This window comes from Streptomyces tsukubensis (assembly GCF_003932715.1).
Lineage (GTDB): Bacteria > Actinomycetota > Actinomycetes > Streptomycetales > Streptomycetaceae > Streptomyces > Streptomyces tsukubensis.
Genome location: NZ_CP020700.1, coordinates 3600455 through 3613758, shown reverse-complemented (window position 1 = coordinate 3613758; position 13304 = coordinate 3600455). Strand labels below are relative to the sequence as shown.

Annotated in this window: 16 protein-coding genes; 9 read left to right on the top strand and 7 right to left on the bottom strand. The window is 71.7% G+C overall.

Features of this window, described 5'->3' with window-relative positions:
- Positions 1 to 46: 46 nt before the first annotated feature.
- The 4 genes from B7R87_RS14455 to B7R87_RS14440 all read right to left on the bottom strand — a co-directional run bounded on the left by B7R87_RS14455 (position 47) and on the right by B7R87_RS14440 (position 1091).
- Complete coding sequence (locus B7R87_RS14455; protein ID WP_006348336.1) at positions 47 to 310, bottom strand: hypothetical protein; 264 nt, start codon at positions 308 to 310, stop codon at positions 47 to 49.
- The gene (locus B7R87_RS14450; RefSeq protein ID WP_157997779.1) at positions 307 to 471 is read right to left on the bottom strand and encodes a hypothetical protein; all 165 of its coding nucleotides are present in this window, start codon (positions 469 to 471) and stop codon (positions 307 to 309) included. The genes B7R87_RS14455 and B7R87_RS14450 overlap by 4 nt, the downstream gene beginning before the upstream one ends.
- Positions 468 to 734: a hypothetical protein gene (locus B7R87_RS14445; RefSeq protein ID WP_040915772.1), complete on the bottom strand. Its 267-nt coding sequence runs from the start codon at positions 732 to 734 to the stop codon at positions 468 to 470. The genes B7R87_RS14450 and B7R87_RS14445 overlap by 4 nt, the downstream gene beginning before the upstream one ends.
- A gap of 171 nt (positions 735 to 905) precedes the next feature.
- Positions 906 to 1091, bottom strand: coding sequence for a hypothetical protein (locus B7R87_RS14440; RefSeq protein ID WP_006348337.1), 186 nt, complete (start codon positions 1089 to 1091; stop codon positions 906 to 908).
- A 419-nt stretch (positions 1092 to 1510) separates the two neighbouring features.
- On the opposite strand from B7R87_RS14440, the gene B7R87_RS14435 reads away from it, so the two are divergent.
- On the top strand, positions 1511 to 2806 hold the full coding sequence (locus B7R87_RS14435; RefSeq protein ID WP_130585390.1) for a hypothetical protein: 1296 nt from the start codon (positions 1511 to 1513) through the stop codon (positions 2804 to 2806).
- Here the strand turns inward: B7R87_RS14435 and B7R87_RS14430 are convergent.
- Positions 2792 to 3586, bottom strand: a complete 795-nt coding sequence (locus B7R87_RS14430; RefSeq protein WP_006348340.1) for a fumarylacetoacetate hydrolase family protein — start codon at positions 3584 to 3586, stop codon at positions 2792 to 2794. The two genes, B7R87_RS14435 and B7R87_RS14430, sit on opposite strands and share 15 nt — an antisense overlap.
- A gap of 277 nt (positions 3587 to 3863) precedes the next feature.
- On the opposite strand from B7R87_RS14430, the gene B7R87_RS14425 reads away from it, so the two are divergent.
- The 4 genes from B7R87_RS14425 to B7R87_RS14410 all read left to right on the top strand — a co-directional run bounded on the left by B7R87_RS14425 (position 3864) and on the right by B7R87_RS14410 (position 6826).
- Positions 3864 to 4415 (top strand): flavoprotein, encoded by a 552-nt coding sequence (locus tag B7R87_RS14425; protein ID WP_006348341.1) that lies wholly within the window; start codon positions 3864 to 3866, stop codon positions 4413 to 4415.
- 48 nt (positions 4416 to 4463) lie between these two features.
- Complete coding sequence (locus B7R87_RS14420; RefSeq protein WP_006348342.1) at positions 4464 to 5060, top strand: NUDIX domain-containing protein; 597 nt, start codon at positions 4464 to 4466, stop codon at positions 5058 to 5060.
- Positions 5061 to 5098: 38 nt separating this feature from the next.
- Complete coding sequence (locus B7R87_RS14415) at positions 5099 to 5698, top strand: 2'-5' RNA ligase family protein (protein WP_006348343.1); 600 nt, start codon at positions 5099 to 5101, stop codon at positions 5696 to 5698.
- Positions 5699 to 5857: 159 nt separating this feature from the next.
- Positions 5858 to 6826, top strand: a complete 969-nt coding sequence (locus B7R87_RS14410; RefSeq protein ID WP_006348344.1) for a hypothetical protein — start codon at positions 5858 to 5860, stop codon at positions 6824 to 6826.
- 68 nt (positions 6827 to 6894) lie between these two features.
- Here B7R87_RS14410 and B7R87_RS14405 read toward each other — a convergent pair whose 3' ends face one another.
- The gene (locus tag B7R87_RS14405; protein WP_006348345.1) at positions 6895 to 7917 is read right to left on the bottom strand and encodes a LacI family DNA-binding transcriptional regulator; all 1023 of its coding nucleotides are present in this window, start codon (positions 7915 to 7917) and stop codon (positions 6895 to 6897) included.
- A gap of 91 nt (positions 7918 to 8008) precedes the next feature.
- Positions 8009 to 8797, bottom strand: a complete 789-nt coding sequence (locus B7R87_RS14400; protein WP_006348346.1) for a response regulator transcription factor — start codon at positions 8795 to 8797, stop codon at positions 8009 to 8011.
- A gap of 256 nt (positions 8798 to 9053) precedes the next feature.
- Between B7R87_RS14400 and B7R87_RS14395 the strand changes: the two genes are divergently transcribed.
- From B7R87_RS14395 to B7R87_RS14380, 4 genes are all read left to right on the top strand, one after another.
- Positions 9054 to 9914, top strand: a complete 861-nt coding sequence (locus B7R87_RS14395; RefSeq protein WP_040915776.1) for an alpha/beta hydrolase family protein — start codon at positions 9054 to 9056, stop codon at positions 9912 to 9914.
- 55 nt (positions 9915 to 9969) lie between these two features.
- On the top strand, positions 9970 to 10224 hold the full coding sequence (locus B7R87_RS14390; protein WP_006348348.1) for a MoaD/ThiS family protein: 255 nt from the start codon (positions 9970 to 9972) through the stop codon (positions 10222 to 10224).
- 908 nt (positions 10225 to 11132) lie between these two features.
- Positions 11133 to 12323 carry a hypothetical protein gene (locus B7R87_RS33565; protein ID WP_391118722.1) on the top strand — a complete coding sequence of 397 codons (1191 nt, stop codon included), beginning with the start codon at positions 11133 to 11135 and terminating at the stop codon, positions 12321 to 12323.
- 197 nt (positions 12324 to 12520) lie between these two features.
- Positions 12521 to 13267 carry an LmeA family phospholipid-binding protein gene (locus tag B7R87_RS14380; RefSeq protein ID WP_006348351.1) on the top strand — a complete coding sequence of 249 codons (747 nt, stop codon included), beginning with the start codon at positions 12521 to 12523 and terminating at the stop codon, positions 13265 to 13267.
- Positions 13268 to 13304 lie beyond the last annotated feature (37 nt).

The window sequence follows — 13304 nt, the reverse complement described above, 5'->3', positions numbered from 1 at the left end:
GGGAGGCACGCGAGCCCGGCAAGATCCGAAAGAGACGACCTAGGGATCAGACGGGCGGGGTGCCGGGCGGGGACTTGGGAGTGGGCTTGGGCGGATGAGGCCCGGGGTCGGGCGGGAGCTGGGGCTTCGGCTTCCCGTGCTTGCCCAGGTCCAGCCTCCGCTCGGTGAGCCGGTAGATCCCGAGGGGAGGAAACAGCACTACCCGGGCCGGGTAGTTGCTGTCGGCGCAGGGCACGCAGAGGAGGTCGCGCCCTTCGGTCGTGTTCCGAACCGTGGCGACGGTCGTGTTCCAGCAGGCTTCGCAGATCACGGGTTGGCTCCGGGTGCGGTGGTGAGGGCGTCGGTGATGTGTTCGGGGCAGGTGGTGTGCCCGGGCCGCACTTCGACGGGCGCGGTGGTGGCCCGCCCGCAGACGCAGCAGTGGGCGGTGACCGGTTCCGGGGTCTTGGCCAGCAGCCCTTCGAGGGTCACCCGACCCACGTCCAGGCGTGACCGGGCCGGGATGCGCGTACGGCGACGGGCTGGTCGAGCCGGATTCCGTGGGGCGCGACGATGACCCTGCGACGGCGAGCCCGGGCCTGGAGGATGGCCTGTGCCTGGTGTTGGTCGGGGCTGGTCCAGGGCCGGGTCCAGGGGTCGGTACGCGGCGGCGGTGCCGGGGCGAGGACGACGAGGGTCGGCGGGTTGAGGAAAGTCCGTAACCGATTGAGGACCTGGTGGATAAGGTTCCGCATACGACGGATCAGCTCCTTGCGTAGCTGGTCGGTTGAGCCCCGATGGACCGTTGCTGCGGTCTGTCGGGGCGCTTCTGTTGGGTGGTCCCGGCCCCGTGCCGGGGGTCGTCTGCGGGGCCGGGACCGTTCCCGTACGCGGGGCATTTGGGGCTGCGGCGCGTACGGGAGCCTTCAACGCCCGGTGCGCTGGGGGATCTTGCGCGGGGCCGGGCAGTCGGGGTGAGCGTAGAGGGAGGGCCGCGCCCCGGATGCGGAGAACCCGAGCATCACGAGGTTCTCCTCGGACCGTTCGACGGGCCGGTCGCAGTAGACGCAGTACTCGGGCAGGGGTTCGCGGACGCTCGGGGTGCCGGTCATCGGGCGCTGCCCGGGACTACCAGGTGGTACAGCGGGATGATCCCGCGTTCCCGCGCGCAGTCGGCGTGCCCGTACACCGGCCGCTGCCGCTGACCGGGCATGCCCGACACCATGCGGATGCAGGCATCAGCCCCCGCGCCCCGGCACAGGTCGCAGGGCCTGGCGGACCGTTCTCGTTCCGGGTCGCTCACTGGCGTGCTCCCTGAGATGTGAGGCGCTGGCATCAGCGCTTTCTCGCATGCTGGCCCAGGGCCCATGGCCTTAGATACGTACACATCACGGACTTCTCTGACCTGGACTGGACGGGCCTTGGTCATTTCATGGACTTCTTGGACCTGCTGGTGCCGAACGCCCGCATCACGTCGCGTGGTGGTTCACCATCGGGAACATCGGCCCATCGACGACACGGGAGAAATCCGATGTCCGAGTTGACGAACTTCGGTGCCTTGCTCAAAGAGCAGGGCGCGACCTACGCACGCTTTGCCCGCCAATTCGTCTCCGTGGCGCGAGAGCTGAACGTGAATGCAGACGCCCCACAGCGAAGGCAGTTCGACCGTTGGCGCATTGCCGGACGAGTGAAGACGACACCACGGGACGACGCCACCCAGATTCTGGAGCGCATGTTCCCGGGCTATTCAGTACGAGAACTGCTCCAACCCGCTGATCAACGGCCGCCTCTGCACAAGGAGAAGGTGGCAGTGGAAGCAGACGAGGTACTGAAGCGCAGGGCCCTTCTGGGTGTGGTCGGAGCCGGGCTCGGGCTCGGTCCCGCGGCACTTGAGATCATGGCATCGACTCGGGCCCGGCTCGATGCCGCCATCGAGTCGTCTTCCTACAGCACGGCGACCCTGGAACGCTGGGAGGAGATCGCCAACGAATACGCCCGGGCCTATCAGACTCTGCCCCCGCAGGAACTCCTTGCTGACCTGCTGGCGGATATCGACGAGGTGCAGCAGATGCTGGAGGCGCATCAGCCGATACGGCATCGACGCCGCCTCTGTCGTGTCGTGGCGCAACTTGCCGCACTGGCTGGAATTTTCACCTCGGCACTGGGCGCACACCGGGAAGCGCGGAACTGGTTCCACACGGGAAAGCTGGCCGCATCCGAAGCCGGAGACGCCCATCTGGAGGGAACTCTCGCTGTGAGGTCGGCGATCGTGTCCCTGTACTACGGCACCCCGGCTGCCGCTTACACCCATGCCGCCCGTGCCCGGGAACGGTTGCGGTCTGCTGTCGGTCCCGCGTCCGCCAGGTCTCTGGTTGTCGAAGCTCGGGCACTGGCCCGGATGCGGCGAGGTGACGAGGCACTGCCGTTGTTGCGGCAAGCGGAAGACATGTTCGGAAAGCTCAGCTCGCAGGATCGTGAGGACATCGCCCTCGGTTACACGGAACGACAGTTCCTCTTCCACTTGGGGAACGCATGGACGCACCTGGGGCGCACGGAGGAAGCGTGGACCGTTCAGCGGCGCGCCCTTGCCCAATATGCACCGACTGAGCGTCTCGACCCCGCCCTGATCCGGATCGACCGCGCCACTGCTCTGGCCCGTGCCGGTGAACCGGAAGAGGCATACAGGATTGCCGGCGGTGCGATCACGTCCCTCCCCACCGAGCACCGAACCGGCATGGTCATGCGGTATGCAAGCGACTTTGCTGCGGTCGTGGGACGGTCGGAGCTGCCCGCCGGGCGGCAGTTCACCGAGCTACTCCACGCCTGAGATCACCGGGTTTTCGAGTGTTCCGATGCCGTCGATGGAGACGCTGACCGTGTCGCCGGGTTTCAGCGGGCCGACTCCGGACGGGGTGCCGGTCAGAACGACATCGCCCGGTTCAAGGGTGAGCGCGGCGGTGATGTAGGCGATGAGGTCGGCAACGGGGGTGAGCATCATGCCGGTGTTCGCCCCCTGGCGCGGCGCGCCGTTGACCGTACTGCGGATACCGAGGTTCGTGGGGTCGAGACCGGGGACGATCCACGGACCCAGTGGGCAGAAGGTGTCGAACGCCTTCGCCCACGACGGCTGCCCGTCCGCCCGCTGGATGTCCCGCGCGGTCACGTCGTTAGCGCACGTGTATCCGAAGACGTACGCCAGAGCGTCCGCTGTGTTCACGTTCCTGGCCCTGCGGCCGATCACGACCGCCAGCTCCGCTTCGTACTCCACCTCGCGCGACTGGGCCGGGTACCGGATCTCGGCACCCGGGCCGGTGACAGCGGACGGCGGCTTCAGAAACAGACGCGGGATCGTCGGCTCACCCATACCCATCTCCGCGATGTGATCGGCATAGTTCCGACCCACGGCCACGATCTTCCCGGGCGCCACAGGCGCCAGCAGCCGCACCGTACTCACCGGCACCAGCTCACCCGTGACCCCGGCATCCGTCCGTACCGGATCACCGGACAGCACCTCCACGAACGCTGCGCCGTCCGCGCCCGCCGCGACACGGCCGAACCGCACCCGGCCCTCGTGCCCGAACCGGATGAACTGCCACCGTTCCACCACACCACCGCCGATCGACGAAACCGATCACGCTGTCGAACCTCAGCATTCCAGTCCGGCCTCCGGCCCGGAACAGCACGCCGCTTCTCCCGGCTTCGTCGACAAACCCGGAGTGGGCTCCGGTCGGGAAGAGCGCCCTGGTCACGGCCTCGCCGGATGGGTGCCGGGCTCCGTAGGGCCGAACCCGGGGACGACTGTCTACGGCCTCCGCGGACAAGAGGCAGTGGCTCCTGCTTCATGCCGACCTCCACGATCGGGGGCATGTGATCGGATCGCCCTCATGAAGACGATGTACCTGTTCGGGTCCGCCGCCCCGCCGGTCATCCAGAGTGCCGAGGTGATCGCATCGGCACGAGAACGCGGCTGGGACGTCTGTCTGGGGCTGACTCCGGCCGCCGCCGAGTGGCTGCACGACGACCTGCCAGGTCTGGAGAAGCTGACCGGACACCCGGTGCGCTCACGCTACAAGCGACCAGGTGAACCGGATGTCTGGCCGCGTGCCGATGTGATCCTCTTCGCCCCTGTCACCGCCAACTCCCTCTCGTCCTGGGCTCTGTGTCTGACGTCCAATTTCGTCATCGGAGTGGTAGCCGAAGGCATCGGCAAGGGAATCCCTGTGGTGGCCATGCCGTGCGTGAACGCCGCCTACGCCGCCCACCGACGGGTTGAGCGCAGCATCACCGAACTCCGCGAGATGGGGGTCACCGTCCTGTACGGCGACGGCGGTTTCGTACCCAACCCGCCAGGCGAACGCCACCCCTACCCCTGGGACATCGCGCTGGCCGCTGCAGAAGCAGCCGTACGCCACGATCCGTCGGCGCCCGAGCGGTGAATGCCGCGAGATGCTCTGGGCTGAGTGCACCTGGTGGAAGGACGTGCTGTGTCCGAGTGGAAGGCGCTCAGCGAGCGCACTGTGTACGAGAACAGGTGGGTGCGGGTCGGCATGGCCGATGTCGTCCTGCCGGACGGCCGGCATCTCGACCACACCGTGATCCGCCTCAGGCCGGTCGCCGTCGCCGCCGTCGTCAACGATGCCGACGAGGTGCTTCTGCTGTGGCGGCACCGGTTCATCACCGGCGCCTGGGGCTGGGAACTCCCCTCGGGAGGAACCGCCGAAGGCGAAGACCCCGGGGACGCGGCGGCCCGTGAGTTCGAAGAGGAGACCGGCTGGCGGCCGGGCCCGATGCGACTGCTGCTCGCGGTCGACCCGATGCCCGGGATCTCCACCTCCCACCACCGCGTCTACTGGAGCGACCGGGCCGAACGGATCGGTGAGCCTCGCGACGGCTTCGAGTCCGCGCGCCGAGAATGGGTCCCCCTCAGCCGCGTACCGGTACTGGTAGCACGAGGAGAGATCCGGTCGGCCAACACTGTCGCGGCCCTCCTCATGCTTCACCACCATCGGTACAGCACGGAACAGACATCAACCGACTTGAGACAGGGGCCGGACGCCCTTCCGGGGGACGCTGCGAACTGAAAGGAATCGGACGGATGGCGACAACAGCGCCCGAGCGGATGCGTGACCACTGGTGGTGGCGGCCCGGCTGGAGTACAGGGCGCCGGTTCTACACCTGGCACCTGACCTTCGACGGCCAGCCGGACGTGCACCGGTTCGCCGGTGCCTACCGGGCACTTCTCGCGTCGGCAGGAGGGCTCGCCCCGGTACCTGACCGATGGCTGCACCTGACCATGCAGGGCGTCGGTTTTGTGGGAGAAGTGCCCGAGGAGGAGGTACGGGCGATCGCTGACGCGGCGCGGGAGCCGCTCGCTGCTGTTCCGTCGTTCGACCTCGTCCTGGGGGCACCGGTCGTGGACCGGGAGGCCATCCTCGTCCCGGCCCGTCCGGCCGACGCGGTCAACGAAGTACGTGACGCGGTACGGGCGGCCATCGGGGACGTGCGCGAGGTCCCCGAACGCGCCGACGGCTTCATCCCACACGTCTCTCTCGGCTACAGCAACGACACCGGACCGACCGCCTCCTTCGCGACCGTCCTCGCACGCGCCGACATCGAAGAAGCCCGCGCCCGGATCACCCACGCCGAGCTGATCGTCATCCACCGAGACCGCCGGATGTACGAATGGGAGCCGTACGCCCGCATTCCTCTCGGCAGCTAGCTACGAGATGTGGCGCTGTCGTCCTAGCCGGACGAGGCGGCCGGGGGCACGGCGTTCGACGTGTTTGCGCGCCTCGCGGGTAGCTCCGGCATCACCACCGGAGCCGATCCCCGCCCCACTAGAGTGGCGCCGCACGCTCCGCCCACCGAGGAGGACCCCATGCGCCGCCGTACCCTGCTCACCGCCGCAGGCACGGCCGTGCCCGCCTCCCTGCTTCTGGCGATCGACGACGCCCTCGCACTCACCCCCGCGCCCACGGGTGAACCAACGCCGGTCGACCTCCGCCTCGCCCGTGCCCGGCATCTGTGGGACACCGGTCGGCACACCTCACTCCTGGCCGAGCTGCCCGGCCTGCTCGGTGACGCCCACCAGGCCGCCCGTACGCAAACCGGCGTGGACCACGCCCGGCTCTCCGCCTGTTACAGCCTCGCCACCCAGGTGCTGGGGAAGATCGGCCGCTACGAACGGGCCCGGCTCACCGCCGACCGCGCCACCACCTACGCCGATCTGTCCGGCTCTCCCATCGCCTCCGCCGCAGCCGCCCGCGAGCTGTCGATCGTCCTGCGCCACCAGGACCAGCCCGCCGCCGCCCAACGTCTGGTCCTGGCTGCGCTCGCCGAGGTCGAGGCCACCGGCCTGACCACTGGCGCGCAGACGGCGGCGTACGCGCAGATGCTGTGCACCACCGCCTACACCGCCGCCCGGGGAGGGGACGACACCCAGGCCCTGGCGATGATCACCGAGGCCCGGCGGGCCGCCCGGCGGCTCCCCGCCACCGCGCCGAAGGACCGCCTCTTCCGCATCTCACCCGCTGCGGTCGATCTCTACGCCGTCGGTGTCCACTGGGCTCTCGGTGACGCCGGCGCCGCGCTGGAGGCCGGGCGGCACCTGCGGCCCGGCCAGTTCCCCACCCCTGAACGCACCAGCCGGATGCACACCGACCTCGCCCGCGCCTGGTGGCAGTACGGCAAACCGGAACAGACCGCCCGGGAACTCCTCGCCGCACTTCGGGTCAGCCCCGCCGAGGTCCGCGACCGCCCTTCCATCCGTACGATCGTCGACTCGTTGTCCACCCGGCACCCTTACACGCCCGGCGTCCGCGAACTGGCACTCGCGCTCAACCGCTGACCGACAGCACCGGTTCCGGGGCGGGCTCCCCAGCCCGCGCTACCCGTGGAGGAACCCGCCCCGCCCCCTCACGTACAGCCGCAGGACCGCCGGATGACCAGCCCCGAAGGGAACTGCCGCACCCGGTCACGGCGCGAACCCGGGACGCGGAGGCTGTCGTCCAGGACCAGGTCGACCGCCGCGCGGGCCATCGCCGGGCGGTCCGAGGAGACCGTCGTCAGCGGCGGGTCCGTCAGATGCGCTTCCTTGACGTCGTCGAAGCCGGCCACCGCCAGCTCCCCCGGCACGTCGATCCGGAGCTCCCGCGCCGCTCGCAGCACACCGATCGCCTGGTCGTCCGTCGAGCAGAAGATCGCGGGCGGGCGGTCGGGGCCCGACAGCAGCTTCAGGGCGACCTGGTAGGCGTCGTAGCGGTTGAAGGGCGCCTGGAAGAGGCGGCCCTCCACCGGCTTTCCGGACTCCAGCATCGCCCGCCGCCAGCCCTCGACGTGGTCGGTGACCGGGTCGCCGACGGGCGGCGTGGTGTCGGGGCCGCCGAGGCAGGCGACATACGGGTGGCCGTGCTCCAGCAGATGGCGGGTCGCGAGCTGGGCGCCCCCGATGTCGTCCGTGACGACCGCGACGTCGTCGATGGCCTCCGGGCGCTCGTGCAGCAGCACGACCCGCGCCTCCCACGCCTCGATTTCGGCCGCCGCGCTCTCCGTCAGGCCCTGGCTGACCAGGATCAGCCCGGAGACCCGCATCCCGAGGAACGCCCGCAGATAGTGGACCTCGCGCTCACGGCGGTAGTCCGAATTGCCGACCAGGACCATCTTCCCGCGCTCCGCCGCAGCCTGTTCGACCGCGTGCGCCATCTCCGCGAAGAACGGCTGCCGGGCGTCGGGGACGACCATCCCTATGAGATCGGTACGGCGCGAAGCCATCGCCTGGGCGACCCGGTCCGGGCGGTACCCCAGCTCTTTGATCGCGGCGAGGACGCGCTCGCGCGTGGCCGGGGCGACCGGCCGGGGTCCGTTGTTGATGACGTAGCTGACGACGGCGGTCGAAGTCCCCGCCAGTCGCGCAACGTCGTCCCGCGTCACCTTGGCCACGCGCGGCAGTCTACGCGGGGTGACCCCCTTCTGGGCAGGTCGTCCGGGGTTTCTCACAGGCCGGACGGACCCGGCCCGCACAAGCCGGTGATTACTCTCCGGTACCGGCGCCCGCGGGGGCCGTCGGCTGCGTCCGTGCCTTGCCGCGGGCCGCGGTACGGGCGTCCGGGCCGGTCTCCGCGGCCGCGGCCGCCGCCTCCCGGTCCACCTTCTCCGGCACCACGAAGCGGTAGCCCACATTCCGGACGGTGCCGATCAGCGATTCGTGCTCCGGCCCCAGCTTCGCCCGCAGCCGCCGCACATGGACGTCGACCGTCCGCGTACCGCCGAAGTAGTCGTAGCCCCAGACCTCCTGGAGCAGCTGGGCCCGGGTGAAGACCCGCCCCGGATGCTGCGCCAGATACTTGATCAGCTCGAACTCCTTGAAGGTCAGGTCCAGCACCCGGCCCTTCAGCTTCGCGCTGTACGTCGCCTCGTCGACCGAGAGATCACCGTTGCGGATCTCCATCGGGGAGTCGTCGGCACCGGCCTGCGCCCGGCCCAGCGCCAGCCGCAGCCGGGCCTCGACCTCCGCCGGGCCCGCCGTGTCGAGAAGGACGTCGTCGATGCCCCAGTCCGCGGTCACCGCCGCGAGACCGCCCTCGGTCACCACCAGCACCAGGGGACAGCCGGGACCGGTCGAGCGCAGCAGCTGGCAGAGCGACCGCACCTGCGGCAGATCGCGCCGCCCGTCGACCAGGATCACGTCCGCGCCGGGGGTGTCCACCAGCGCCGGACCCTCGGCCGGAGCCACCCGTACGTTGTGCAGCAGCAGCCCGAGCGCGGGCAGCACCTCCGTCGACGGCTGGAGGGCGTTCGTCAGAAGCAGCAGGGAGCTCATCGCGCCTCACCCGCCCGGGCCCGGCGCGGGCCGCCCGTCACGGCGGGTGCTCCGGCGGGTCGGTCGGTCCCGCTCGTACTCCGGTCGTGCGCGGTTCGCTCGTCCATGACGTCGGTTTCCTCCTCGGTCCCTGCGAGGACGCGGTCGTGCGGCTCCGGCGGCCTGCCGGTTCACCTGCTCGTAACAACAGGCCGGAAACGCAAAAGGACCCGGGGGCTGCATCGCCCGGATCCTCATTCCCAGCACAATAGCCCACATGCGCTCCGAGCCAGAGGGCCGATTTCACACTGTGGACGTCGATCCGGTCACGTCCGGGGTCCGGCGCGCGCAGCTCCGGACCTCCGATGGTGTCCGTATTGAGGCGTTTTATCAACCGTATCGCCGCCCGAGGGCGGCCGGGAGTCCCCCGGAACCCGGTCCCGCCATCGTCGTCGCGCACGGGTTCACCGGCTCCCTCGACCGCCCCGCCGTCCGCCGGGCGGCCGCTGCCTTCGCCGCCCACGCGGCCGTCGTGACCTTCTCCTTCCGAGGTCACGGCGGTTCCGGCGGCCGCTCCACGCTCGGCGACCGGGAGGTGCTCGACCTGGCCGCGGCCATCGGCTGGGCCCGGGCGCAGGGCCATCCGCGGATCGCCACCGTCGGCTTCTCCCTGGGCGGCTCGGTGGTGCTCCGCCATGCGGCCCTCTACTCCGCCGGACGCGGGGGGCGCACTGAGGCACGTACGGACGCAGTGGCCGCCGTGAGTGCTCCCGCGCGCTGGTACTACCGGGGTACGCCCCCGATGCGCCGGGTCCAGTGGATGATCTCCCACCCCCTCGGCCGGGCCGTGGGCCGCTACGGGCTCCGCACCCGTATCGACGAGCGCGACTGGGATCCCGTCCCCCTCTCCCCGGTGGAGGCCGTCCCGCTGATCGCCCCCACCCCGCTGCTGATCGTCCACGGCGACCGCGACGCCTACTTCCCCGTCGACCACCCCCGGATGCTCGCCGCCGCCGGACCGGCCGAACTCTGGCTGGAACCGGGCATGGGCCATGCGGAGAGCGCGGCCGGTGACGACCTGCTGGAACGCCTCGCGGTCTGGCTCACGGACCGTGCCGCGTCCGCCGATGGCCCATGATGGAGGCCCACGAAGGACGGACCAGACGACCAGACGGTGACGAGGGGAGCTGCGCATGCCGGCGGGGACCATCCGCTACTGGGCGGCGGCCAAGGCTGCGGCCGGGGTCGCGGAGGAGCCGTACACGGCAGGCACGCTGGCCGACGCGCTGCACGCGGTGCGCGAACGCCACCCGGGCGAACTGACCCGGGTGCTCAAGAGCTGCTCGTTCCTCGTCGACGGCGCGCCCGTCGGGACGCGTGACCATCAGACCGTACGGCTTGCGGAGGGCGGCACGGTCGAGGTGCTGCCGCCCTTCGCAGGAGGGTGAATCCGGACAGCATGAGCAGCGACCAGCAGTATCCGTACGATCCCAGCAACCCGTACGCGCCGCGCCGGACCGGACCGGGCGGCGAGCCGTACGACGCGAACCCGGACGGCCCGGCGCAGGGCTACGGCTATCCGCCGCAGCAGCCTGCTTCCGGGGGCTACGGGTATCCGCAGGCCCCGCAGCCGCAGCAGCCCGCGCAGACCTGGGAGGGCGAGACCTGGGACACCCAGTACCAGCCGGGCCTGCCGACGCTGAACGAACCGCCGGCCGCCTCCGGCGCGGTCCCGGCCGAGGAAACGGCACTGCTTCCGCCGGTCCCCCCGGCGGGAGCACCCGCAGCGCCGTCCGGTGGCTACGGCCCCGGTCAGGGTTACGGTCCGGGCGCCGGTGCTCCGTCCGGTGGTTTCGGTGCGCCCACCGGGACCGGCTACGGACCCGGTTCGGGTTCCGGTTACGGGCCCGGCACGGGTGCCGGAGCTCCGTACGGCAACGGCAACGGCAACGGCAACGGCAACGGCTTCGGTCCGGCTGCCGGTACGGGGCAGGGCGCGGGTGCGGGTGCGGCCTACGGCCCGGGCGCCGGTACGGGACCGGGCTACGGACCCGGTCACGGAGCCCCGGCCCCGGCAGGTACCGGCTTCGGTCCGGGTGCGGGGCCGGGCTACGGTCCTGGCGCCGGTACGCATCCGGGTGCGGGGTCGGGCTACGGACCCGGGCCCGCCGACGAGACCGCCTACCTCCCGCCCGTACCGCCCGCCCCCTCTTCCACCGGATACCCCGGCAACGGCACCGGCCCTGGAAACGGCGCGGGTTCCTACGGCTACCCGCCCGCGTCCGCCGCCGCGGAGACCGCCTATCTGCCGCCCGTGCCCGCCGCCCCGGCGAGCGCCGCGGAGGAGACGGCCTACCTGCCCCCCGTACCGCCCGCGTCCGCCGCCGCGGAGACCGCGTACCTCCCGCCCGTACCGCCGGGACCCTCGGGCCGTGGCCCCGCCGCGCCGCCCGGGCCGCCGCCCGCGCCCGCTTCGGCCGCCGCCGAGACGGCCTACCTGCCGCCGGTGCCGTCCGGCCCGGGGCCGGGCCCGGGGGGCAACCCGCCCGCCCCCGGCTACGGCTACCCGCCCGCCCACGCCGCCCCCGGGTACGGCACCCCCGCCGACGCGCAGAGCGGCGCCCACCCCCTGCCGCCCGAGGCGCCGACCGGGCGGCGGGCCCGGCGGGTGGGCATCACGCCCGGCACCTCTCCCGCCGCACCTGCCGCACCCGCCGCACCCGTGGCCCCCACACCCGCCGGGGCCCCGTCCGGCGGCTACAGCCCGCCCACGACCACCGGGAACGCCCGGATCACCGACGCCCAGCGCGCCCGCGCCGAGGGCCGGTCGCCGATCATCCCGCCCGGTATCCAGCCCGCCGGGCTCACCGCGCTGCTCGGCCTGCTGCTCGCCGCCGGTGCGGCCATCGGCCCATACGGACTCCTGGTTCCGCTGGTCCTGCTCCAGGCGGTCACCGCCGCGGGCTGGTTCCGGCTGAATGGCATGTGGCCCGCCCGCCAGGGCATCGCCCTCGCCTTCGCCGGAGGGCTCGTCGCCGACGCCGTCCTGCTGGCCGTCGGCCGGGAGCACGGGCCGGCCGCGATCCTCGGCACCCTCGGGGTCTGGGTGCTGATCACCGTCGTGCTCCAGCTCCGCAGCCACGCCCCGCCGGACGAGCGGATGCAGGGCCTGATGGCGACCGTCGCGTCCGCCGCGTTCGCCGTACTCGCGGCCGGGCATCTCGCGGCCTCCGCCGACGCGGCCGTCGTCGGCGGGATCGCGGTCGCCGTGGCCGTGGTCGCCCGGGCGCTGCCCGTCCCGCCGGCCGCTTCCGTCGTACTCGCCCTGCTGGCCGCGGCCGGTGCGGGTGTCGCGGCGGGCGGGCTGACCGGCCTCGGTGCCGAGGGCGCGCTGCTCGGCCTGGCGGCGGGCGGGCTCGCGCTGGTGGGCCTGCGGGTGGCGAGCTACGACTATCCGTCGCGGTTCGTCCACTTCACCGCCGGGGTCGCCCTGCCCCTGACCCTCGCGGCCCCCGCGGTCTATCTCGTCGGACGCATCCTGGTCTGACCCCGCGCCCCTCACCCCCTGTTCACCCCCGTACCCCGGCCCGCCGGGTGCGGGGGTGAGCCGTACCACCCCGCCCTCCCCACCGGAACCATCGTCCCCGGCCGTACGTCGTTGACTAGCAGCCCCGTTCCCCGGGGCCGTTCGTCTTCGGTCGCCTCGCCGGCCGGGCGAGTCCGTACGAGGAGGGGCACCGGATCGTGCGCGCGCTGCGAATATCCCTGATCACCGCGGTCGTCCTCGGCGGCCTGTTCGTCGCCGCCGACCGCGTCGCCGTGAACATGGCCGAGTCCGAGGTGGCGGAACGGGTTAAAACCAGTCAGGGCCTGGCCAGAACGCCCGAGGTCTCCATCAACGGCTTTCCCTTCCTGACCCAGGTCGCCGGCAAGAAGCTCGACGGGGTCGACGTCACCCTGAAGAGCGTCACCGCTACCGCCGACGGCCGCCCGGTGAACATCACCGACGTGCGGGCCGAACTCGGCGATGTGAAGATCAACAGCGATTTCTCGTCGGCCGTCGCGGGCACCGCGGACGGTTCGGGCCGGATCTCGTACGAGGACCTCACCCGGGCCGCGCCCCAGGGCGCCACCATCGGTTACGCGGGCCCCGAGCGCGCCGCCAAGGGCCAGGTGAAGGTCAGCGGCTCGTTGTACGACGTACTGAAGGGCGCGGGCAAGAACCCCGACAGCCGGTTCGCATCCCTGCTGAAGCAGGACCTCACCGTCTACAGCTCGGTCGAACTCCGCGAGGGCGGAACGGTACGGCTGCGGACCGAGACCCTGCCCGGTCTGTCGGTCCCCGGGCTCGACGGCATGCTCCGCGACGTCCTCGACTACGACCTCAAGCTGGCGGGCCTGCCGAAGCCGGTGACCCTGGACCGGGTCGCCGCGGAGGAGGAGGGGCTGAAGTTCTCCGGGACGGGCCGGGGAGTCTCCCTGGTCGGCTGAGCCCGCCCGCCGGGAGAGCCCGGCTGTCGGTGCAGGG